Consider the following 22,051-nt stretch of genomic DNA (forward strand, 5'->3'; position numbering starts at 1 on the left):
TCTATCAGATCTTTTCTCGATCCGATTTCCTCGGTGCTTTCCAGGTTCCCGCTTCCGCGTTTCCCTTTCCGGCGGTTCCGACTTTATCAGAAGTTCTGAGCCGGTTTTCCCACCCGCTCCGGGCGACCATGTCCAGCACGTGAAGTGCTGGGGTTCCCGGGTGGGCGGAGCCGTAAACGTACTGGAGCGGGGCGCCCCGATGCAAATCGGGGCGCCCCGCTCCTGGTCGTGACCGACGGGTCGTCAGACCTCCACGACCACAGGCAGGATCATCGGCCTGCGGCGATAGGTGTCCGAGACCCACTTGCCGAGGGTCCGGCGGATGAGCTGCTGGAGCTGGTGGGGCTCCACCACACCGTCCTGCGCGGACCGCTCCAGCACCTCTGTGATCTTCGGGAGGACGTCGGCGAAGGCCGAGTCCTCGATGCCGGAGCCGCGCGCCTGGACGTGCGGGCCGCCGGTGATCTTGCCGGTGGAGGCGTCCATGACCACGAAGACCGAGATGATGCCCTCGTCGCCGAGGATCTTGCGGTCCTTGAGCGCCGGCTCGCCGACGTCGCCGACCGAGAGCCCGTCGACGTAGACGTAACCGGCCTGGACCTTGCCGGAGATCTTGGCCTTGCCCTCGACCAGGTCGACCGCCACGCCGTCCTCGGCGATGACGATCCGGTCGTGCGGGACGCCGGTGAGGGCGCCCAGTTCGGCGTTGGCCCGCAGGTGGCGCCATTCGCCGTGGACCGGCATCAGGTTCTTCGGGCGGCAGATGTTGTAGAAGTACAGCAGCTCGCCCGCGGACGCGTGGCCGGAGACGTGCACCTTGGCGTTGCCCTTGTGGACGACGTCGGCGCCCCAGCGGGTCAGGCCGTTGATCACGCGGTAGACCGCGTTCTCGTTCCCGGGGATCAGCGAGGAGGCGAGGATGACCGTGTCACCGTCGACGATGCGGATCTGGTGGTCGCGGTTGGCCATGCGGGACAGGGCCGCCATCGGCTCGCCCTGGGAGCCCGTGCAGACCAGGACCACCTCGTGGTCGGGCAGGTCGTCCAGCGTCCGGACGTCCACCACCAGCCCCGGCGGGACCCGCAGATAGCCCAGGTCCCGGGCGATGCCCATGTTGCGGACCATGGAGCGGCCGACGAAGGCGACCCGGCGGCCGTACTCGTGGGCCGCGTCCAGGATCTGCTGGATGCGGTGGACGTGGCTGGCGAAGCTCGCCACGATGATCCGCTTGCGGGCGCCGGCGAAGACCTGCCGCAGCACGTTGGAGATGTCGCGCTCGGGCGGGACGAAGCCCGGGACCTCGGCGTTCGTGGAGTCGGCGAGGAGGAGGTCGATGCCCTCCTCGCTCAGCCGCGCGAAGGCGTGCAGGTCGGTGAGGCGGTTGTCCAGCGGGAGCTGGTCCATCTTGAAGTCGCCGGTGTGCACCACCATGCCGGCGGGCGTGCGGATGGCGACGGCCAGGGCGTCCGGGATGGAGTGGTTGACGGCGATGAACTCGCAGTCGAAGGGGCCGACGCGCTCGCGGTTCCCCTCCGCCACCTCCAGGGTGTACGGACGGATCCGGTGCTCCTGGAGCTTGGCCTCGATGAGGGCGAGCGTCAGCTTGGAGCCGATCAGCGGGATGTCCGGCTTCTCGCGGAGCAGGAAGGGAACACCGCCGATGTGGTCCTCGTGGCCGTGCGTGAGGACGATGCCCTCGATGTCGTCGAGGCGGTCCCGGATGGACGAGAAGTCCGGCAGGATCAGGTCGATTCCGGGCTGCTCCTCCTCGGGGAAGAGCACTCCGCAGTCGACGATCAGCAGGCGGCCGCCGTACTCGAAGACCGTCATGTTGCGGCCGATCTCGCCGAGGCCGCCGAGCGGGGTGACCCGCAGGCCACCCTCGGGGAGCGGCGGGGGCGAGCCGAGTTCAGGATGCGGATGACTCAAAAGACTCTCCTCACCACGCGCGCCACGTACCGGTAGGGCACGTGGCGCGCATGACGTTCGTGCGGAAGCAGTTGTCGTTGTGGGGTGCGGGCACCGGTGGCCCGCCTGTGCTGTTGTTTGTGCTGTTGTTTGTGCTGTTGTTTGTGCTGTTGTTTGTGCTGTTGTTTGTGCTGTTGTTCTGCCTGTTGCTCTTCAGTTGTGAAGCCCGTGTGGTGCCAAGTCTGTAGTCAGAGCTGTACCCCGCCGGCAGCAAGATCGATCTTGAGCTGCGCGATCTCCTCGGGCGAGCACTCCACCATCGGCAAGCGCAGGGGTCCGGCGGGCAGCCCCTGGAGGGCGAGGGCCGCCTTGGTGGTCATGACGCCCTGGGTGCGGAACATGCCGGTGTAGACGGGGAGCAGCTTCTGGTGGATCTCGGTGGCCTTGACGACGTCACCGGAGGTGTACGCGTCCACGAGGGCGCGCAGGTCGGGGGTGACGAGGTGGCCGACGACCGAGACGAAGCCGACCGCGCCCACGGAGAGCAGCGGGAGGTTGAGCATGTCGTCGCCGGAGTACCAGGCGAGGCCGGACCGGGCGATGGCCCAGCCGGCGCGGCCGAGGTCGCCCTTGGCGTCCTTGTTGGCGACGATCCGGGGGTGCTCGGCGAGCCGGACGAGGGTCTCGGTGCTGATCGGGACGCCGCTGCGGCCGGGGATGTCGTACAGCATGACCGGCAGGCCGGTGGCGTCGGCGACGGCCGTGAAGTGCCGGTACAGGCCCTCCTGCGGGGGCTTGTTGTAGTACGGCGTGACGACCAGCAGGCCGTGGGCGCCGATACGCTCGGCCTCGCGGGCCAGCTCGATGCTGTGGTGCGTGTCGTTGGTTCCGACCCCGGCGATGACGTGGGCGCGGTCGCCGACGGCCTCCAGGACGGCTCGTACCAGGTCCGATTTCTCCGCGTCGCTGGTCGTGGGGGACTCGCCGGTGGTGCCGTTGACGATCAGGCCGTCGTTGCCTGCGTCCACCAGGTGGGTGGCGAGTCGCTGCGCGCCGTCGAGGTCGAGTGCGCCGTCCGCCGTGAAGGGCGTGACCATGGCGGTGAGGACCCGCCCGAAGGGGGTCTGCGGAGTCGAGGTCGGAGCCATGGGTAACACGCTACTCGGTGCTCGCTGCGGGGTGTGCCCGTGGGGTGTCGGGAAAGTCCGGACAAAGAAGGAGCCCGGCACTGCCTGCTCGGGGGTTCAAGCAGTGCCGGGTCCGTTTGATCAGGCTAGATGAACTTCTCGGAATGCCGCAATACGGACACTTCGCCTGGCTGATCCGTACATCCGTTCCGGGAGAGGAACAAGGCTTCGCTACGGTGCCACGCGCCCGTTGGCGTTGAAGGCGGCGTGCGTCAGCGGCATGAGCTCGGCCCACTGCGCCTCCATCCTCTCCCCCACCATCTCGATCTCCCGCTGCGGGAAGGACGGCACCTTGGCCAGCTCGTGCTGGGTGCGCAGGCCGAGGAAGTGCATCAGGGAGCGGGCGTTGCAGGTGGCGTACATCGAGGAGAAGAGGCCGACGGGGAGCGCGGCGCGGGCGACCTCGCGGGCGACGCCCTCGGCGAGCATCTTCTGGTAGGCGGCGTACGCCTGCTCGTACGACTCCCGCAGGGTGCTGCTCACGGCCTCGTGCTGGGCCGGGGTGCCCTCGACGAAGACGTACTTGCCCGGGCGGCCCTCCTGGACGAGCTTGCGGTCGGTGCCGGGGACGTAGAAGACGGGCTCCAGCTCGCGGTAGCGGCCGGACTCCTCGTTGTACGACCAGCCGACGCGGTGCCGCATGAACTCGCGGAAGACGAAGATCGGGGCGCTGATGAAGAACGTCATCGAGTTGTGCTCGAACGGGCTGCCGTGCCGGTCGCGCATCAGGAAGTTGATCAGGCCCTTGGAGCGCTCGGGGTCCTTCTTCAGCTCGGCCAGGGACTGCTCGCCGGCGGTGGAGACGCGGGCGGCGAAGAGCACGTCGGCGTCCGAAGCGCTGGACTTCACCAGCTCGACGGTGACGTCACTGCGGAACGTGAGCGACTCGGGGGTGGTCACGGGGGTGGGGGTCCTTCCCATTACTTCTGTGGTTGCGACCACCTTACGGGGGCACCCGGCGGGCCCTGGGCACCACCTCACCCCCAGGACGCAGCCGAGATTTTTTCGGACATGGGCACCTTTTGGGTCACTCGTGCGTCTGTATCGGTGAGGTCCGTGTGTTCGATCACCCACCCTGAGAGGAGCGGCACCCACGATGTTCCGTCGGCGCGAGCCCGTACCCTTCGCCTTCCTGGCCGAGGCGGAAAGGTTCCGCAGTAATGTCACTCCCCCGCCCCGCCGGCGGGCGTCCTTCGGCGAGATAGCCGGGCGCTGGCTGCTGGGACTGACCATCGTCGCCGGGCTGGCCGGCGCTCTGGTCCTGGGCACGCCGGCGCTTTCCACGCCGTCCGGCACGCCGGTTCAGGAGTCCCAGGCGTCCCAGGGGCACTGAGCACTCTTCCGGACGCTCCAGGCTGGTGGGCGGGAACACGGCCGGATAGCCTCACGGCACAGCCCAGCGAGGACCGAGTGAGGACCAGCCGTGCCCCTGCCCTTCCTGACGGCCGACCCCGCCTTCGACACGGCGGTCGAGAGTGCCCTGCCGTACGACGACCCCGACCGCTGGCGGCGCCCCTACCGGCCCGGCCCCTGGCGGGTGGGGGTGGCCGCGCTGGTGCTGTTGCTGGCCTCCTTCGCCCTGCTCGCCGCGGTGCTCATCGCGCTGACCGGCTCGCTGTCCACCGCCGGGGTGGTCCTCGGCGTCGGGCTGCTGATCGTGGCCGGCGCGCTGCGGCTGCTGCGCATGGGGGTGTGGGTGAGCGGGCGCGGGCTGCGCCGGACCGGCCTGCTGGTGACGCGTACGGTGCCGTGGGCGCGGGTGGGCTCGGCGCGGACGGTGCAGCAGCCGGTGCGCTGGCTGGGGCTGCCGCGGACGGTGCAGGGGCAGGCACTGGTGCTCGTCCGCGAGGACCGGCGGCCCGAGGACGCCCCACCGCTGCTCACCACCCACAGCCTGGACTTCCTCGGCCGCCCGCTCGCCTTCGACCGAGCGGCGGACGCGGTGGAGGCCTGGGCTGCGGAGAACGCGCGCGGCTGACGGGGGGCGCGCCGCGGTCCGCTGCGGTGCCAGCGGGGCGCCTCTGGGCGGGTTCGACGGTGCGCGGAACTTCTGGTGGGCTCGGCTGGAGCCGGACTTCTCAGCGGGCCGGGCCGGGATGGCCTCGGCCTCGCCGACCCGACGCTGCCGGACGGGGCCGAGGGATCCTCGAACCGGGCGTCGGTCGGCGACCAGCTCAGGTCCCTCGGTGTCGGACCTCTCGGTACACCGGAGTGACCTCGCCTCGTCAGCCACTCTGCGCGGCCCGAGGCCGAGCGCCGGGTCTGTCGTGCTGGTCTGCGAGCTGAGCGGTGTGGCACCTGCCGGCGTAGGGCGGCGGGCTCTCCGCAAGGGAGCGGCCCTGTTTTCGGCCGGGGCCGGGGCCTGGTGTCCTCGCGATGTCCGGGCGGCGGCGTCAGGGCCCGGGGTTCTTGCCGGCGTGCAGGGCTATCGCTCGCTGCATCGCCTTGCGGGCGCGTGGGGTGTCGTGGGCGTCGTGGTAGGCGACGGCCAGGCGGAACCAGCAGCGCCAGTCGTCGGGGGACGCCTCCGTCTCGGCCTTGCGCTTGGCGAAGACCTCGTCGGCCGAGTCGCGGTCGATGCGGCCGCTGGGCAGGCGGGTCAGCTCGTCCACCGGCAGGCCGCCCTCGGCGTCCAGCTGCGCGGCGAGGGCGTTGGCCCGGCGGACGAACTGGGTGTTCTTCCACAGGAACCACAGGCCGATGACCGGCAGGATCAGCACCGCCACCCCGAAGGTGACGGTGAGCAGCGAGCCGTACTGGATGAGCATCACGCCGCGGCTGCCGACCAGGACGAAGTAGAAGACCAGGACGGCGGCCGTGACGAGGTAGGTGATCTTCGCGCGCATGGCAGTGGCTGTCAGCTCAGGTCCAGGAAGTGCTCCAGGCCGAAGGTGAGGCCCGGAGTGGTCACCACGCGGCGGGCGCCGAGCAGGATGCCCGGCATGAAGCTGCTGTGGTGGAGGGAGTCGTGCCGGACGGTGAGGGTCTCGCCCTCGCCGCCGAGCAGGACCTCCTGGTGCGCCAGGAGGCCGCGCAGCCGGACGGCGTGCACCGGCACCCCGTCGACGTCCGCGCCGCGGGCGCCGTCCAGGGCCGTGGCCGTGGCGTCCGGCGCGGGTGCCGTGCCGGCCGCCCGGCGGGCCTCGGCGATGAGCTGGGCGGTGCGCGTGGCGGTGCCGGAGGGGGCGTCCACCTTGTTCGGGTGGTGCAGCTCGACCACCTCGACCGACTCGAAGTAGGGCGCCGCGATCTGGGCGAACTTCATCGTCAGCACGGCCCCGATGGAGAAGTTCGGCGCGATGAGCACGCCGGTCTCCGGGGACTGGGCCAGCCAGCCCTTCAGCTGCGCGAGGCGCTCGTCGGTCCAGCCCGTCGTACCGACGACCGCGTGGATGCCGTGGCGCACGCAGAAGTCGAGGTTGCCCATGACCGAGGCCGGGGTGGTCAGCTCGACGGCGACCTGGGCGCCGGTCTCCGCCAGCGTCTCCAGCTTGTCGCCGCGGCCGAGGGTGGCGACCAGCTCCATGTCCTCCGCGGCCTCGACCGCCTTGACCGCCTCGGACCCGATCCGGCCCCCGGCACCGAGGACCGCCACGCGCAGCTTGCTCATGTTCCTGTTTCCTAACCGGTGGTGTTTCAGGCGACCGCGTCGTGCAGCCGGGAGGCCTGCTTGTCCTTGAGCGGGCCGATGACCGACAGCGACGGGCGCTGTCCCAGGATGTCGCGGGCGACGGAGCGGACCTCGTCCGGGGTGACCGCGGCTATCTTCGCCAGCATGTCGTCCACGGACATCTGCTCGCCCCAGCACAGCTCGCTCTTGCCGATACGGTTCATCAGCGCGCCGGTGTCCTCGAGGCCCAGCACCGTGGAGCCCCTCAGCTGGCCGATGGCGCGGGCGATCTCGTCGTCGGACAGGCCGTTCTGCGCGACGTGGTCGAGTTCGTCGCGGCAGATCCGCAGCACGTCGTGCACCTGGCTGGGCCGGCAGCCGGCGTAGACGCCGAACAGGCCGCAGTCGGCGAAGCCGGACGTGTACGAGTACACGCTGTAGGCCAGGCCGCGCTTCTCCCGGACCTCCTGGAAGAGCCGGGAGGACATGCCGCCGCCGAGGGCGGTGTTGAGCACGCCCATGGCCCAGCGGCGGTCGTCGGCGCGGGCGAGCCCGGGCATGCCGAGGATGACGTGCGCCTGCTCGGTCTTGCGAGCCAGCAGCTCGACCTTGCCGGAGGTGCGGATCGTACGGCGGCCGTCGCGCGGGGCGATGGGTCGTGCGGCCGGATTCCCGAGGGCGCCCGCCTTCCCGAAGGCCGCGCGGACCTGTCGTACGACCTTGTTGTGGTCGATGTTGCCGGCGCAGGCGACCACGAGGTGGGTCGGATCGTAGTGCTTCTTGTAGAAGCGGCGGATGCGGTCGGCGGTGAGGGCGTTGACCGTGTCGACCGTGCCGAGGACCGGACGGCCGAGGGCGCTGTCGCCGAACATGGTGTGCGCGAACAGGTCGTGCACACAGTCGCCGGGGTCGTCCTCGGTCATGGCGATCTCTTCGAGGATCGCGCCGCGCTCGACGTCGACGTCCTCTTCGAGGATCAGCGAGCCGGTCAGCATGTCGCAGACGACGTCGATGGCCAGGGGCAGGTCGGTGTCGAGCACGCGCGCGTAGTAGCACGTGTACTCCTTGGCCGTGAACGCGTTCATCTCGCCGCCGACCGCGTCGAGGGCGGCGGAGATGTCCAGCGCGGACCTGCGTGCGGTGCCCTTGAAGAGCAGGTGTTCCAGGTAGTGGGTGGCGCCGTTCAGGGCCGGGGTCTCGTCGCGGGAGCCGACGTGCGCCCAGATGCCGAAGGTGGCGGAGCGGACCGAGGGCAGTGTCTCGGTGACGATGCGCAGGCCGCCCGGGAGGGTGGTCTTGCGTACCGTGCCGATGCCGGCGGTGCCCTTGATCAGGGTTTGGGTACGGGCGACGGCCCGCGCCTCCGAAGAGGTGCGGGCCGTCGCCTTCGAGCTACGGGACGTCACTGCTCGGCGTCGTCCTTCGCCTCGTCGTCGCCGTCCTCGCCCTCGATCACCGGGATGAGGGAGAGCTTGCCGCGGGAGTCGATCTCGGCGATCTCGACCTGGACCTTCTGGCCCACGCCGAGGACGTCCTCGACGTTCTCCACGCGCTTGCCGCCGGCGAGCTTGCGGATCTGCGAGATGTGCAGCAGACCGTCCTTGCCGGGCAGCAGGGAGACGAACGCGCCGAAGGTGGTGGTCTTCACGACCGTACCCAGGTAGCGCTCGCCGACCTCGGGCATCGTCGGGTTGGCGATGCCGTTGATCGTGGCGCGGGCGGCCTCCGCCGAGGGACCGTCGGCGGCACCGATGTAGATCGTGCCGTCGTCCTCGATGGTGATCTCGGCGCCCGTGTCCTCCTGGATCTGGTTGATCATCTTGCCCTTGGGGCCGATGACCTCGCCGATCTTGTCGACCGGGATCTTGACGGTGATGATCCGCGGGGCGTGCGGGCTCATCTCGTCGGGCCGGTCGATGGCCTCCATCATCACGTCGAGGATGTGCAGACGGGCGTCGCGGGCCTGCTTGAGGGCCGCGGCCAGGACGGAGGCCGGGATGCCGTCCAGCTTGGTGTCGAGCTGGAGGGCGGTCACGAAGTCCTTCGTGCCGGCGACCTTGAAGTCCATGTCGCCGAAGGCGTCCTCCGCACCGAGGATGTCGGTGAGGGTGACGTAGTGCGTCTCGCCGTCGATCTCCTGGGAGATCAGGCCCATGGCGATACCGGCGACCGGGGCCTTCAGCGGCACACCGGCGTTCAGCAGCGACATGGTGGAGGCGCAGACCGAACCCATGGACGTCGAGCCGTTGGAGCTCAGCGCCTCGGAGACCTGGCGGATCGCGTAGGGGAACTCCTCGCGCGTCGGCAGCACCGGCACGAGGGCGCGCTCGGCGAGGGCGCCGTGGCCGATCTCGCGGCGCTTCGGGGAGCCGACGCGGCCGGTCTCACCGGTGGAGTACGGCGGGAAGTTGTAGTTGTGCATGTAGCGCTTGCGGGTCACCGGGGAGAGGGTGTCCAGCTGCTGCTCCATGCGGAGCATGTTGAGGGTGGTGACGCCCAGGATCTGGGTCTCGCCACGCTCGAACACCGCGGAGCCGTGCACCCGCGGGATGGCCTCGACCTCGGCGGCCAGGGTGCGGATGTCGGTGACACCGCGGCCGTCGATGCGCTTCTTCTCCTTGATCACGCGCTCGCGGACCAGCTGCTTGGTGAGCGAGCGGTACGCGGCGGAGATCTCCTTCTCGCGGCCCTCGAACTCCGGCAGGAGCTTCTCGGCGGCCAGACCCTTGACGCGGTCCAGCTCGGCCTCGCGCTCCTGCTTGCCGGCGATGGTGAGCGCCTGGGCCAGCTCGGGGCGGACGGCGGCGGTCAGGGCCTCCAGGACGTCGTCCTGGTAGTCCAGGAAGATCGGGAACTCGCCGGTCGGCTTGGCGGCCTTGGCGGCGAGGTCGGCCTGGGCGCGGCACAGCACCTTGATGAAGGGCTTCGCGGCCTCCAGACCGGCGGCGACGACCTCCTCGGTCGGCGCCTCGGAGCCGCCCTCGACCAGCTTGATGGTCTTCTCGGTGGCCTCGGCCTCGACCATCATGATCGCGACGTCGCCGTCCTCCAGCACACGGCCGGCGACGACCATGTCGAAGACGGCGTCCTCCAGCTCGGTGTGGGTCGGGAAGGCGACCCACTGGCCGCGGATCAGCGCGACGCGGACGCCGCCGATCGGGCCGGAGAAGGGCAGGCCGGCCAGCTGCGTCGACGCGGACGCGGCGTTGATCGCCACGACGTCGTACAGGTGGTCGGGGTTGAGCGCCATGATCGTGGCGACGACCTGGATCTCGTTGCGCAGGCCCTTCTTGAAGGACGGGCGCAGCGGGCGGTCGATGAGGCGGCAGGTGAGGATGGCGTCCTCGGACGGCCGGCCCTCACGGCGGAAGAAGCTGCCGGGGATCTTGCCGGCGGCGTACATCCGCTCCTCGACGTCCACCGTCAGCGGGAAGAAGTCGAGCTGGTCCTTGGGGTTCTTCGAGGCGGTGGTGGCCGACAGCACCATGGTGTCGTCGTCCAGGTAGGCCACGGCGGAGCCGGCGGCCTGCTTGGCCAGGCGGCCCGTCTCGAAGCGGATGGTGCGGGTGCCGAAGGGGCCGTTGTCGATGACGGCCTCGGCGTAGTGGGTCTCGTTCTCCACTAGCGTTTTCTCCGTTACTTATCGTCTTTTGTCCCTTGGCTGCCCGTGTGGCAGGGGGACGGTGGCGGAGAAGCGCTCCGTGCGGTGCGGGCCGGTCTTCGATCGAAGCACCCGGGGCTCGCTTCCCCCCGGGGGCCACTACCGAGGACCGGCGGCGGCTGGATGCGCTCCTCCTCGTTCTGTGCCGTACGACGTTCCGTGTCGCACGGCGTTCTGTGCCGTGCGTCGGTCCGTGTCGTACGTCGTTCTGTCCCGTACGACGTTACGTGTCGTACGTCGTACCGTGCCGTGCGTTCCGTGTCGTGCGTTCTACGTGGTGCATGTTGCGTCGTGCATGTTGCGTCGTGCGTATTCCGTTGTGCTACCACACTACAAAGCGTGAGTGACAGTCCGCACGTCTCCGCACGCGCGACGGGGAATTCCGTGTGCGCGGCGGGGCCCCGCATACGGCAAAAGGAGCGGCTCCCGGGTGCTTCCGGGAACCGCTCCCCTCACGGCGACTTACTTCGCGCCCGCCGCACCGCGGCGGATGCCGAGGCGGTCGACCAGCGCACGGAAGCGCTGGATGTCCTTCTTCGCCAGGTACTGCAGCAGGCGACGGCGCTGACCGACGAGGATCAGCAGGCCACGACGGGAGTGGTGGTCGTGCTTGTGGGTCTTGAGGTGCTCCGTCAGGTCGGAGATCCGACGGGAGAGCAGGGCGACCTGGACCTCGGGGGAGCCGGTGTCACCCTCCTTGGCACCGAACTCGGCGATGATCTGCTTCTTCGTAGCGGCGTCGAGCGACACGCGTACTCCTCATAGTCTGTTGATTGCCACCGAGTGCCCCCGGTCCACATCTCGGGGGAGCTTCCGTTACTCGGGAGGCGGGGATCCGCTGGGCGCGGCCTCCAGAACACGGTGGTTCCGGGGGTGCGTACACAAACGGCCGTCACTCAGGGTACCAGGCGGCGGCGGGCGCCTTACTCCCGGTCGCGGAACCCCCCTGAGGGGGTGGCCTGGGCCACTAGGGTGAGCGCCGGACCGTAGCTACCTCGGGAAGGGATCGCTGCACGATGGCGGAAACCGAAGCGGAGATCAAGGCGCGCAAGGAGCGGGAGCGCGACGAGCTGTACGCGCTCGACATCTCGGGCGTCGAGTGGCACTGCGCCCCGGGCACGGAGGAGCACGAGGAGCGCGTCGAGATCGCGTACCTGCCGGACGGGGCGGTGGCGATGCGGTCCTCCCTCGACCCGGACACCGTGCTGCGCTACACCGAGGCGGAGTGGCGGGCGTTCGTGCTGGGGGCTCGGGACGGGGAGTTCGATCTGAAGCCTATGGCTCATAACGGGGGGTTGGACGTGCAGTGAGGTGCGGACGGGAAAGGGCGGCACGCGTGCGTGCCGCCCTTTCCCGTGTCGCCTGCGCGTCGGCGGTGCCTAGCTGGTCATCGCCCGCGCCTGCGCGTACACGTCGAACACGGCCAGGGCCAGCGGGATCAGCGTGAGCAGGACGAAGCTCTCCGCGATCTCCAGGAGCCGCCCCCAGAAGGGGGTGACACCGCGTCGCGGGGTGATCAGGGCGATCGCGGTGACCAGGGCGGTGGCCGCGGCGACGGCCGCGGCGAGCCAGACACTGCGGATGTCGAGGGCGGCGGTGTCGCCCCGGACGGCGTCGATCAGGTACCCACGCGGCGGGTTCAGGGCCAGCCCGAGACCGAGGAAGACGTTCGCGGCGAGGCCCGCGGCCAGGGTCGCGCCGACCTGCGCGGTGTAGCGGAACAGGTGCGCCCGCATGAGCATCGCCACGCCGGTGGCGAATGCCAGCAGCTGGGCCCAGGTGTTGTTGGAGAAGCCGAGCACGATCGACGCGCCCACCGCGACGACGGCGCAGCCGCCTACCAGTCCGACGAGGAGTTCGTGGCCGCGCCGGGCCCGGGCGGCGACACGCTCGGCGTCCACGGGCTCCTGCAGGGCGGGCTCGCCGGTGTCGTAGTCGCCGCGGGAGGGGTTGGGCGGTTCGAAGCCGATGGGCAACCGCGCGAAGCGCATGGACAGACCGGGGAGGAAGGCCAGCGCCACGACGGAGAGCGGGGCGCAGACGGCCGCCGTCTCGATGGGCCTCAGGTCGGTGAGGATCGCGATGAAGGTCGTGATCAGACCGGTGGCAGAGGCGAAGACGAACGCAACGAAGGGCCCGTCACCGCCCGGTGACACCAGGGTCAGCACCAGGGAGGCGACGAGGACGGTCGTACAGGCGAGCAGGAACTGCAGGCGTCCGATTCCCTCGCCGCCGGAGAGCGTCAGCAGCCCGGAGCCGGCCACTGCGACGTTCGGCAGGGCACCGAGTCCCAGCGCGACCGCGGAGCCCCGGTCGTCGTACACGCGCGCGCGTACACACGCGATGGTGACGAGCAGAATGCCGCAGACACCCGCGATGATGCCTTGCAGGCCGTGCATGTCGTGCCGGACCTGGGAGCTCCATGCCACGAACGCGAGCAGCGCGGGCAGGATGCCGCCCGCGACGAGTCCGGCGGCCCGGGTGAGGTCGCCGCTCCACAGGGTGCGGTCGCGGGTGACAGCGGCGGCCACAGCCTCCGAGACGTCATCGAGGACTGCTGGGGGCAGCGACTCGGCGAATGGGCGCAGGGTGAGCAATTCGCCGTCGAGGATGCGCTGGGCGGTGAAGGACCGGGCGCCGTCCAGGACGGTGCCGTCACGTCGTACGAGGTGATAGCCGACCGGCGCGCCCTCGGCGGGGCTCTGCCGGGACAGACGCAGGATCTCGGGGTACAGGTCGGCGACCGGTACGTCGTCGGGCAGCGCCACGTCAATGCGGCTGTCGGGCGCCACGATGGTGACGCGGCAGAAGCCGAATCCCATGCCCGCCCCGGAAGGGGCTCCGGTGCCCGGTCCACCGGTCGCGCCGACCGGCGCGGAGGCCGTCATACTCACCTGCTGTTCCCCCTCGTCGGTGGTGGGGCGGCGTTCGGTGCCACCGCGCACCCTTCCGCCCGTAAAGATGCTGTGTAAGTCGTGCGGCGCCCGCCCGCGGCACCGGTCGACCGAGTGGTCCTGGCCGGGCTTCGCGAGTGGCGCTTGCTTCGAACCGTTGCGGATTGCCCGAGTTCTCCCAGAACGATTCGCAACTGCTCACGCGCTTCACCGGCACCCTACCGCCCGTCGATGTCCGTGGTTGTCAGTAGGATCGCGGTTCGCGATCGACGTTCGCCTGACACGGGGCGGCGGACGAAACATCTCGGTCCGGCAAGGGAATTGGTGCGTAGTGAGCCACATCGTCGTCAAGCGCCCACCGCGGGCACTGCCGAAGGAAGTGCCCACGGACGAGGTCGTACTGCAAGCTCCGCCGGAACTACCGCGCGGTCAGCAGGAAAGCGCACTGATGCAGCTCCTGCCCATGCTGGGCATGGGCGGATCCGTGGTGTTCTTCTTCAACCCGCAGGCCCAGCCCTTCATGAAGATCATGGGCCTGGTGATGGTGGCCTCGACCGTCGCCATGGGCATCTCGATGCTCGTCCGCTACCGCCGCGGCAACCAGGGGCAGATGGCCGACCTGCGCCGTGACTACCTGCGCTACCTGTCCCAGACCCGGCGCGCCGCCCTGGAGACGGCGAAGTCCCAGCGTGACACCCAGTACTACCTGCACCCTTCGCCGGAGCAACTGTGGGCGCTGGTTGCCGAGGGCAGCCGGGTGTGGGAACGCCGCACCGGCGACGAGGACTTCGGACAGGTACGCGTAGGCCTCGGCCCGCAGGCCCTGGCGACTCCCCTGATCCCGCCGCAGACCGCCCCGGTGGATGAACTGGAGCCGCTGACCGCGGGCGCCATGCAGCGCTTCGTGGCCACACACAGCACCCTCGACGACCTGCCGATGGCGGTGTCGCTGCGCGCCTTCTACCACGTGACGATCAGCGGCGAGCCGGGCACCGTGCGCGGCACCGCCCGCGCCGTCACCGCCTCCCTTGCTTCGCTGCACTCCCCCGAGGACCTCGTCATCGCCGTCGTCACCGCGCGTGAGTCGACGCCCGAGTGGGAGTGGACCAAGTGGCTGCCGCACGTGCAGGCCCCGGGCGTGGCCGACGGCGCCGGCAGCGTGCGTCTGATCGGCACCGACCCCGTGGAACTGGAGGACCGGCTCGCCTCCCGGCTGGAGGGCCGCCCGCGGTTCCACCCCGGCGGGGCACCGGTGTCCGAGCAGCCGCATCTGGTGATCGTCCTCGACGGCGTCTCGCTGCCGCCTACCTCCTTGCTGGCCAACCCCGAGGGCCTGCAGGGCGTGACGGTCCTGGAGATCGTGCCGGGCGAACTCACCATCGGCCGCGGCGACCTCTCGGTCGTCGTACACCCCAGGGAACTGCGCCTGGAGTCGGCCCACGGCCTGGTCTACGAGGGGACGCCAGACGTCCTGTCGTACGAGGCGGCGGAGGCACTCGCGCGTCAACTGGCCCCCCTGCGCATGGCGTCGGGTGGCGACGACGATGAACCGCTGCTCGCGAACCTGGAGTTCACGGATCTCCTGAACCTGGGGGACGCCGCCTCGGTCGACCCGAAACGCACGTGGCGCCCCCGCTCGCAGTCGGAACGGCTCCGCGTACCGATCGGTGTCGGCGAGGACGGCCGGCCCGTGATGCTCGACCTCAAGGAGGCGGCGCAGGAGGGCATGGGCCCGCACGGCCTGTGTGTCGGTGCGACCGGTTCCGGCAAGTCGGAGCTGCTGCGCACGCTGGTCCTCGGTCTGGCCGTGACCCACTCCTCGGAGACGCTGAACTTCGTCCTCGCGGACTTCAAGGGCGGTGCGACCTTCGCCGGCATGTCGCAGATGCCGCACGTGGCGGCCGTCATCACCAACCTGGCGGACGACCTGACCCTGGTCGACCGGATGGGCGACTCCATCCGCGGTGAGCTGAACCGCCGCCAGGAGATGCTCCGCGACGCGGGCAACTACGCCAACATTCACGACTACGAGAAGGCGCGCGCGGCGGGTGCGCCGCTGCAGCCGATCCCGTCCCTCGTCCTGGTGATCGACGAGTTCAGCGAGCTGTTGACGGCGAAGCCGGACTTCATCGAGATGTTCGTGCAGATCGGCCGTATCGGCCGTTCGCTGGGTGTGCACCTGCTGCTGGCCTCGCAGCGCTTGGAGGAGGGCCGGCTCAGGGGCCTGGAGACCTATCTGTCGTACCGCATCGGTCTACGGACGTTCTCGGCGGCCGAGTCGCGCGCCGCGCTCGGCGTCCCGGACGCCTACGAGCTGCCCAACGTGCCCGGCTCCGGCTTCCTGAAGTACGGCACGGACGAGATGGTCCGCTTCAAGGCGGCGTACGTCTCGGGGGTGTACCGCACCAGCTCGCAGCAGGCCACGGCGTTCGGCGGCCCCCTTCCCGTCGACCGCAGGCCGGTCCTCTTCACCGCGGCCGAGGTCCCGGTGCAGTACGCGCCGATCCCGCAACAGCGGCAGGAGGAGGCCGGTGAGCGGCAGGACGACGCTCTCGCCGACACCGTGCTCGACGTGATCGTGCGGCGCCTTGAGGCCCAGGGTCCTGCCGCCCACCAGGTGTGGCTGCCCCCGCTGGACAGCCCGCCATCGCTCGACGCCCTGCTACCGGGACTCGCCCCGGTGCCCGCCCGCGGCATGACCCAGCCGGGCTACGAGGGCGCGGGCCGACTCGTCGTCCCGACCGGGCTCATCGACAAGCCGTACGAGCAGCGGCGGGACCCGCTGTGGCTGGACTTCGGCGGCGCGGCCGGCCACATGCAGATCATCGGGGGGCCGCAGTCCGGCAAGTCGACGCTGGTGCGCTCGATCATCGCGTCGTTCGCGCTGACGCACACCCCACGGGAGGTGCAGTTCTACGGCCTGGACTTCGGTGGTGGCGGTATGGCCTCGGTGGCCGGTCTGCCGCACGTGGGTGGTGTCGCCTCACGACTGGACCCGGAAAAGGTCCGGCGTACGGCGGCCGAGGTGTACGGCGTCATGACCCGGCGCGAGGAGTACTTCCGTTCGGCGGGCATCTCCTCCATCGCGGAGTTCCGCACACGCCGCGCGCGGGGGGACATCTCGGTGACCGACCAGCCGTGGGGTGACGTGTTCCTGGTCATCGACGGCTGGGGCAACTTCCGTACGGACTACGAGGCCCTGGAACCGATGGTCCTGGACATCGCCGCCCGAGGCCTGGGCTACGGCATCCACCTGATCCTCACCGCCTCGCGCTCGATGGAGGTCCGCGCGAACCTCAAGGACCACCTGATGAACCGCCTCGAACTGCGGCTGGGTGACCCCATGGACTCCGAGATCGACCGCAAGGTCGCTGCGAACGTGCCCACCGGGGTTCCGGGACGCGGTCAGACCCCGCAGAAGCAGCACTTCATGGCGGCGGTCCCGCGCATCGACGGCCTCTCCTCCGACACGGACCTGTCGGAGGCGACGACCGCCCTCGCGGCCGAGGTCGCCCGCCACTGGCAGGAGCCCGGCGCCCCCGAAGTGCGTCTGCTTCCCCGAGAGTTCCCGGCGGCCGAGCTTCCGCCGGGCGACCGCTTCCCCAGCCGCGGCATCTCCTTCGCCCTCGACGAGGACAACCTGGAGCCGGTGTTCGTCGACTTCGACCAGGACCCGTTCTTCCTGGTGTTCGGAGAGAGCGAGTCCGGTAAGTCCAACCTGCTCAAGCTGATCATCAAGCGGCTGGCCGAGCGGTACGACGGCAACTCCTGCAAGCTCTTCGTCGTCGACAACCGCCGCTCACTGCTCGGGGTGACCCCGGACACGCACCTGGCCGAGTACATCCCCATGTCGAACCAGATGCAGCACCACATGGACGCTCTGGCCGACTTGATGCAGCGCCGCACCCCGACCGCCGACGTCACCCCGGAGCAGCTGCGCAACCGCAGCTGGTGGCGGGGGCCCACGGTGTACGTCATCATCGACGACTACGACCTCGTGTCCACGTCGAGCGGCAACCCGCTGGCGGGACTGACGGAATTGCTGCCGTTCGCCCGGGACGTCGGCGTCCGCTTCATCATCGCCCGGTCCACAGCCGGCGCGGGGCGTGCCGGTTACGAGTCCTTCATGCAGCGCATCAAGGAACTCGGCGCCCAGGGCGTGGTCCTCGCGGGCGACCCGGCAGAGGGCGATCTACTCGGCGGGGTCCGGCCGCGGCCGATGCCGGCGGGGCGGGGGGTCTTCGTGTCCCGGAAGCGGGGGAAGCCGATGGTGCAGGTGGGGTTGATGGATGTGGAGAACTGAGGCACGTAGACACTGCTGACCTGACGAGATCCCGCTTCTTGGCCGGAGCGGAGAGACGGGAGGAGCTACGCATGGCGTGGGACGAGTGGGAGCAGCTGAAGGCCGAGGCAGCACAGAACCAGTCCGTACACATGCGGCTCAACCATGTAACTCCCGACGGCGGAGGCGGCGAGAGTTCGCGCGGTGATCTCACCGTGCACCAGAAGGACCTCGCTGCGATCGGTTCCTCTGCCCACGAGCTGTTCCAGGACTTCAACCGGTTCAGCGACCACGCCCGTATGTCATCCATCAAGGCGGCCGGAGGGCTCAAGAGCGAGGGGTTCGCCATCGGGGCCGCTCTAGATCATGTAGCCGAGCGCTGGGTGGACCAGGTGCAGACCCTCCTCGACGCCTGCGCCCACATCTCCAACCATCTCCGCTATACCAAGAACCAGCACGCCGCCGACGAGTCCTACATCGCCGGCACTCTCAGCAGCATCTCCCAGCTCGACCAGGGTTTCGACGAGCGGAAGGGCATCTGACGCCATGGATCTCGATGCTTTGCGGCACGGGAACTTCTCGCAGCTCGGTGAGGCCATCACTGACTGGGAGGAGATGACCAAGAACCTGGCGACGCTGAAAGAGGATGCCCAGAGCAACTTGAAGAAGCGTGCTGACGAGGCGGACTGGGCTGGTGTCAACGCACAGGTCAGCCGGGAGTTCATCGGTAAGACCGCCGAGGAGTTCGCGGACGCCCACACGCAGGCGGACTCCATCACGAAGATCCTCAAGGACACCCGCGGCGAACTGATCGACTACCGCAACCAGCTGAACGAGATCCTCGAACGCACCCCGTACAGGTACTGCACCGTGATCGACACCGGCGGTGGGACCTTCACCGTCGCCGGCAATCCTCGTCCTGACTGGGCTTCCGACCCAAGTGGCGGGGCAAGCCCGGTCAGCCAGCAAGACGTCGAGAACCTACGCAACGAGATTCAGCGCATCCTTAACAAGGCGACCGAGAGCGACAGTACTGCGGCCAAGGCGCTCCGACTTCTCGTCGACCAGGCCAAGTACGGCTTCTCCGGCGCCCACTACGAGAACCGGGACCAGGCTGCCAAGGCGGTCGCGGACGCCGACCGGATGGCCAAGATCCTCGCGAAGAATCCGCACGATGTAACGAGCACAGAGCTCGCCTCGCTCAACTCCGCCTTGGCCAAGTACAAGAACGATCCTCTGTTCGCAGAGGAGTTTGCCACGCAGGTCGGCCCGAGGAGGGTGCTCACCTTCTGGGCCGGGATCGCCGATCCCTACCAGGGAACGTACGACCCCGACCGCGCCAAGCAAGCCAAACAGCTGCAGAAGAACCTCGGAATGGTCATCGGTCAAGCCACCCTCTCGGACAGCGACAAGATGCAGAGCTGGGAACAGCAGATGATCCGTCTGGGCCCTGACCAGCTAGGAATCGACGACGCGAGCAACCCGACGGGTTACGCGGTCATGAGTAACCTCATGCGCTTCGGTGACTACGACGACCAGTTCCTCAATGACTACGGCGACAAGCTCCTCGCATACGACAAGAAGATGAACGGCCAGGGCATCAACGCCTGGGTCAACAACTTCAACGACGGCGACCTCAACTACTGGGGCTACAAGAACGATCGCGGCCGCGACCCCATGACCGGATTCCTGGAGGCGCTCGGTCATAACCCGGATGCATCGACGCAGTTCTTCGCCCAGCCCGCTGGCAGCGGTGACACAGTCGACAAGAGCGCCGAGGTCAACGAGCACCTGAAATACCTGACGAAGGAACGGGTCTGGGTGTCCGACGCGGCCATGGAGGGCAACCACGACTACGTCGCAGCGCGCAACTCACTCGGCCGCGCGTTAGAGGCGGCCACGACCGGCTACTCTGCCGACGCCTCCCCGAAGGACGTCGCGGCGGGCGACTGTCGCACCGCGGCGACGGCAGGTGTCATGGAACAAGTCGCCTACCTCTACGGTGGAGAAGACGGCCCGAAGATGCTGCATGATCAGCCCGAGTTGGCGGACAGCCTGGGTAAGATGGCCGGTGCGTACATCGATGACATCGACTACGAACTTTCCGGTATCGGGGACCACAGCAAGGATGCGCTGGACTTCCCTGCCCGATATGCCGACCGCGCCCACTTCGGAAATCAGGGAGCCATCGATTTCCTGAGCGTGCTCGGCCAGGACGAGAACTCACACAAGGCCGTAACAGCAGCCCAGCATGTGTATACCTTGAGCATGCTCGACGCTCATCCGCCAACCAGCGATGCGCACATGGACCAGGCTCGGGACATCATGTCGGTAGGAGCGGAAGCCCGCGGCATCCTGGACAATTCCCGCGTTGAACAGGCAGCAACGACGTACGGCGAAAACTCAGAGGAAGCCAACAAGGCCCTGGGGCGATCGGGCGACTGGAAGAAGCTACTGGTCGGAGCAGTGGTCGCAGGCGGCGTCGCCTCCATTCCGCTCCCCGGTTCAACGGCTGCCGCGGTCGTCATCGCTCCTGTCGCTGCGGACACGATCACCAACGCGGCCAATACGCTACTCGGACACGAGATCGACAAAGCAACGGATGACGCAGAATCCGACCCACTGGTCCCGTCACAGATGACGAGCCGTGAATTCTACGCCCGCGGGGTTGATGATCTCGGTTCGACCTACGACGCGTACTTCAAGGACCACCCAAGCGCCAGGACTGTCGCTGACCAGCAGCAATGGGTCGAAGAAACAAAGAGCAGCTACCTGGGCACCGGCTCCCACGAGAACGACTACCGTGGTCGGCCTCCCTACAAGGACTAAGCAGGGGTGTAGCGTGCCGCGAAGCGCAAGGAACGGTGGATACAGGACGGCTCTATCGCTTACGGCTGCAGCGCTGCTTGTCGGGGGCTGCAGCCGTAACGCTGAGCAAGAGCAGGAGAAGGCGTCGGGGTCGACTGCGAGCGAGGTTTGCGACGGAGCACTCGACGCTTCCGCCAGGCAAGCGTTGCAACACTTGGCCGGCACTGACCGGTTTGACGAATCGACGGGTGCCACTGAGACTGGAAGGCCTCGCACGTTTACCGTACGAAACGCAGTCAGGCACCTGCACGACGAGTATCGCGAGCGCACGGCGTGCTGGGTGTACAAAACTGGTAACGAGAGCGGGAAGCCCCTACTCGAGATGCGCTTCTCGGCATCCGAGACTTACCCTGCACCTTCCGACAAACAAGTCAACGGAAACAAGGTCAGATTCCCTGTGGGACTGTACGCCCAAGTGGGCTCCAGCGGCGCTGACCTGTTCTTCCATTGCCCCACCAGAGCAGTATCCAAAAACGCTTATATCGGCGACACGGATTATGTGAAAGCAGAACTTTCGTCCAGTGGCGCCACATTGCATGGGGACAGTGTCGACCAAGACCGTATGGCGATCCTCAACTCCGTCTCCCGCGCGGTCGCCCGGGAAGCAGGCTGCGCCTCGCAAGCCGACCTGCCGACTGCGGTGCCCGATCCGTGATCGAACTCGGTAAGCGGCAAGAGGTACGCCAGCTGAGTTGATTCAGCCACCAGGAGAACAGCTCCGCAGACGGCACCATTCAGCAGCGCCTCTCGTCTCTCTGCCCGGCATCCTGGGGCCCGACGCAACAGCAGGGTGGGCGCCTCCCGCGCGCGCCCACCCTGGAGTTGTTTTCGGCGAGACTCGGCCTACCGGAAGTAGCTGGCCGCCTTCTTGTCGCCTTCCATGTACGTACCGCCGGACTGGGCGACGACGTGGCCGATGCCGGCCAGTGCCTGGTGGATGTCGTTCGCCTCCTTGTCCCAGCGGTTCAGCTTCTCGTTGAAGGTGTCCTGGGCCTGGCCCTCCCAGTACTGCAGGCTACTCACGACCAGCCGCCGCAGCTCCCCGAGGTCTCGCTCGAGCTCGCTCGCCTCATTGCCGATCTTGGTCGCCGCGACGTCGAGACCGTCATAAGTGACTGACAGGCCGTCAGCGTTGTTGGCCATACCTGTTACCTCGTCTCACTGATGTGTATCTGTGGATGCGCCGGGTGTCGGCAGAAGTCCTGGGTACCGCTCGGATCAGTAGGAGCTCAGAGGAGACGCGGCGGGAGCACCGTCCCGGACGTCGATCTTGTTGACGGCCGCGCGGACCTCGTCTTCCTTGCTGTCCTTGATGTTGCGCGTCGCGGTCATGGCCTCGATGACGTCACCGAGGATGCCGCCGATGGCCTGCAGCGACTGGTTGATCTCGTACTGCTTGGAGTCGAAGGCGGCACGGCCGATACCGTGCCACTGGCCCTCCAGGCCGTCGATCACGCCCTGCAGCCCGTGCACCCGCTTGCGGATCCCCTCGTACTTCTCCAGCATCTGCTTCTGCAGGTGGATTACTGAGGCATCTTCGAGCTTCTGCTTGTTGTCGGCCATCTCAGCCCTTTCTGTGTCTGTCTCTTGGTCCAACTGTCTCGACCGCAGCCGCGCACGGCGCCACGGCGGTGAGCTCGT

Annotated in this window: 19 protein-coding genes; 8 read left to right on the forward strand and 11 right to left on the reverse strand. The window is 68.4% G+C overall.

The window, feature by feature from the left end:
- Positions 1-243: 243 nt before the first annotated feature.
- Complete coding sequence (locus ACZ3ZD_RS17440; RefSeq protein ID WP_467397886.1) at positions 244-1,929, reverse strand: ribonuclease J; 1,686 nt, start codon at positions 1,927-1,929, stop codon at positions 244-246.
- A gap of 41 nt (positions 1,930-1,970) precedes the next feature.
- On the opposite strand from ACZ3ZD_RS17440, the gene ACZ3ZD_RS17445 reads away from it, so the two are divergent.
- Positions 1,971-2,156 carry a hypothetical protein gene (locus ACZ3ZD_RS17445; RefSeq protein WP_467397887.1) on the forward strand — a complete coding sequence of 62 codons (186 nt, stop codon included), beginning with the start codon at positions 1,971-1,973 and terminating at the stop codon, positions 2,154-2,156.
- On the opposite strand, the gene dapA is transcribed toward ACZ3ZD_RS17445, so the two are convergent.
- Together dapA and thyX are read right to left on the reverse strand one after the other, a co-directional pair.
- Positions 2,157-3,056, reverse strand: a complete 900-nt coding sequence (dapA, locus tag ACZ3ZD_RS17450; RefSeq protein WP_467397890.1) for a 4-hydroxy-tetrahydrodipicolinate synthase — start codon at positions 3,054-3,056, stop codon at positions 2,157-2,159.
- A 210-nt stretch (positions 3,057-3,266) separates the two neighbouring features.
- Positions 3,267-4,016 carry an FAD-dependent thymidylate synthase gene (thyX, locus tag ACZ3ZD_RS17455; RefSeq protein ID WP_467397892.1) on the reverse strand — a complete coding sequence of 250 codons (750 nt, stop codon included), beginning with the start codon at positions 4,014-4,016 and terminating at the stop codon, positions 3,267-3,269.
- 175 nt (positions 4,017-4,191) lie between these two features.
- Here thyX and ACZ3ZD_RS17460 point away from each other — a divergent pair, with 175 nt between their 5' ends.
- Positions 4,192-4,428, forward strand: coding sequence for a hypothetical protein (locus ACZ3ZD_RS17460; protein ID WP_467397893.1), 237 nt, complete (start codon positions 4,192-4,194; stop codon positions 4,426-4,428).
- A gap of 90 nt (positions 4,429-4,518) precedes the next feature.
- Complete coding sequence (locus ACZ3ZD_RS17465) at positions 4,519-5,073, forward strand: hypothetical protein (RefSeq protein WP_467397895.1); 555 nt, start codon at positions 4,519-4,521, stop codon at positions 5,071-5,073.
- 415 nt (positions 5,074-5,488) lie between these two features.
- Here the strand turns inward: ACZ3ZD_RS17465 and ACZ3ZD_RS17470 are convergent, their stop codons facing one another.
- The 5 genes from ACZ3ZD_RS17470 to rpsO form a co-directional block, all read right to left on the reverse strand.
- Positions 5,489-5,941 carry a hypothetical protein gene (locus ACZ3ZD_RS17470; protein ID WP_467397897.1) on the reverse strand — a complete coding sequence of 151 codons (453 nt, stop codon included), beginning with the start codon at positions 5,939-5,941 and terminating at the stop codon, positions 5,489-5,491.
- A gap of 11 nt (positions 5,942-5,952) precedes the next feature.
- Entirely contained in the window at positions 5,953-6,705 is a 753-nt protein-coding gene (gene dapB / locus ACZ3ZD_RS17475) for a 4-hydroxy-tetrahydrodipicolinate reductase (protein WP_467397899.1), read from the reverse strand.
- Between the two features lie 26 nt (positions 6,706-6,731).
- The gene (locus tag ACZ3ZD_RS17480) at positions 6,732-8,111 is read right to left on the reverse strand and encodes a M16 family metallopeptidase (RefSeq protein WP_467397901.1); all 1,380 of its coding nucleotides are present in this window, start codon (positions 8,109-8,111) and stop codon (positions 6,732-6,734) included.
- Positions 8,108-10,327, reverse strand: a complete 2,220-nt coding sequence (locus ACZ3ZD_RS17485) for a polyribonucleotide nucleotidyltransferase (RefSeq protein WP_467397903.1) — start codon at positions 10,325-10,327, stop codon at positions 8,108-8,110. The genes ACZ3ZD_RS17480 and ACZ3ZD_RS17485 overlap by 4 nt, the downstream gene beginning before the upstream one ends.
- 501 nt (positions 10,328-10,828) lie before the next feature.
- Complete coding sequence (gene rpsO / locus ACZ3ZD_RS17490) at positions 10,829-11,116, reverse strand: 30S ribosomal protein S15 (protein ID WP_208034749.1); 288 nt, start codon at positions 11,114-11,116, stop codon at positions 10,829-10,831.
- Between the two features lie 266 nt (positions 11,117-11,382).
- Between rpsO and ACZ3ZD_RS17495 the strand changes: the two genes are divergently transcribed.
- Complete coding sequence (locus ACZ3ZD_RS17495; protein ID WP_030992455.1) at positions 11,383-11,676, forward strand: DUF397 domain-containing protein; 294 nt, start codon at positions 11,383-11,385, stop codon at positions 11,674-11,676.
- Positions 11,677-11,745: 69 nt separating this feature from the next.
- On the opposite strand, the gene eccD is transcribed toward ACZ3ZD_RS17495, so the two are convergent.
- Complete coding sequence (gene eccD, locus ACZ3ZD_RS17500; protein ID WP_467398437.1) at positions 11,746-13,254, reverse strand: type VII secretion integral membrane protein EccD; 1,509 nt, start codon at positions 13,252-13,254, stop codon at positions 11,746-11,748.
- Positions 13,255-13,591: 337 nt separating this feature from the next.
- Here eccD and eccCa point away from each other — a divergent pair, with 337 nt between their 5' ends.
- From eccCa to ACZ3ZD_RS17520, 4 genes are all read left to right on the forward strand, one after another.
- Positions 13,592-17,563: a type VII secretion protein EccCa gene (gene eccCa, locus ACZ3ZD_RS17505; RefSeq protein WP_467397908.1), complete on the forward strand. Its 3,972-nt coding sequence runs from the start codon at positions 13,592-13,594 to the stop codon at positions 17,561-17,563.
- A 71-nt stretch (positions 17,564-17,634) separates the two neighbouring features.
- Complete coding sequence (locus ACZ3ZD_RS17510) at positions 17,635-18,084, forward strand: hypothetical protein (RefSeq protein ID WP_467397911.1); 450 nt, start codon at positions 17,635-17,637, stop codon at positions 18,082-18,084.
- Positions 18,085-18,088: 4 nt separating this feature from the next.
- Positions 18,089-20,371 carry a hypothetical protein gene (locus ACZ3ZD_RS17515; protein WP_467397914.1) on the forward strand — a complete coding sequence of 761 codons (2,283 nt, stop codon included), beginning with the start codon at positions 18,089-18,091 and terminating at the stop codon, positions 20,369-20,371.
- 436 nt (positions 20,372-20,807) lie between these two features.
- Positions 20,808-21,065 (forward strand): hypothetical protein, encoded by a 258-nt coding sequence (locus ACZ3ZD_RS17520; protein WP_467397915.1) that lies wholly within the window; start codon positions 20,808-20,810, stop codon positions 21,063-21,065.
- 188 nt (positions 21,066-21,253) lie between these two features.
- On the opposite strand, the gene ACZ3ZD_RS17525 is transcribed toward ACZ3ZD_RS17520, so the two are convergent.
- Together ACZ3ZD_RS17525 and ACZ3ZD_RS17530 are read right to left on the reverse strand one after the other, a co-directional pair.
- Positions 21,254-21,553, reverse strand: a complete 300-nt coding sequence (locus ACZ3ZD_RS17525) for a WXG100 family type VII secretion target (protein WP_467397917.1) — start codon at positions 21,551-21,553, stop codon at positions 21,254-21,256.
- 75 nt (positions 21,554-21,628) lie between these two features.
- Positions 21,629-21,973, reverse strand: a complete 345-nt coding sequence (locus ACZ3ZD_RS17530) for a WXG100 family type VII secretion target (RefSeq protein ID WP_467397920.1) — start codon at positions 21,971-21,973, stop codon at positions 21,629-21,631.
- Positions 21,974-22,051: the final 78 nt, after the last annotated feature.

The organism is Streptomyces sp. NPDC023481, assembly GCF_055560195.1.

Coding starts and splice junctions, on each gene's coding strand:
- ACZ3ZD_RS17530 (WP_467397920.1), bottom strand. CDS start 21,973: ATGGCCGACAACAAGCAGAAGCTCGAAGATGCCTCAGTAATCCACCTG.
- thyX (WP_467397892.1), bottom strand. CDS start 4,016: ATGGGAAGGACCCCCACCCCCGTGACCACCCCCGAGTCGCTCACGTTC.
- dapB (WP_467397899.1), bottom strand. CDS start 6,705: ATGAGCAAGCTGCGCGTGGCGGTCCTCGGTGCCGGGGGCCGGATCGGG.
- dapA (WP_467397890.1), bottom strand. CDS start 3,056: ATGGCTCCGACCTCGACTCCGCAGACCCCCTTCGGGCGGGTCCTCACC.
- ACZ3ZD_RS17495 (WP_030992455.1), top strand. CDS start 11,383: ATGGCGGAAACCGAAGCGGAGATCAAGGCGCGCAAGGAGCGGGAGCGC.
- ACZ3ZD_RS17510 (WP_467397911.1), top strand. CDS start 17,635: ATGGCGTGGGACGAGTGGGAGCAGCTGAAGGCCGAGGCAGCACAGAAC.
- eccD (WP_467398437.1), bottom strand. CDS start 13,254: ATGACGGCCTCCGCGCCGGTCGGCGCGACCGGTGGACCGGGCACCGGA.
- ACZ3ZD_RS17460 (WP_467397893.1), top strand. CDS start 4,192: ATGTTCCGTCGGCGCGAGCCCGTACCCTTCGCCTTCCTGGCCGAGGCG.
- ACZ3ZD_RS17515 (WP_467397914.1), top strand. CDS start 18,089: ATGGATCTCGATGCTTTGCGGCACGGGAACTTCTCGCAGCTCGGTGAG.
- ACZ3ZD_RS17525 (WP_467397917.1), bottom strand. CDS start 21,553: ATGGCCAACAACGCTGACGGCCTGTCAGTCACTTATGACGGTCTCGAC.
- ACZ3ZD_RS17470 (WP_467397897.1), bottom strand. CDS start 5,941: ATGCGCGCGAAGATCACCTACCTCGTCACGGCCGCCGTCCTGGTCTTC.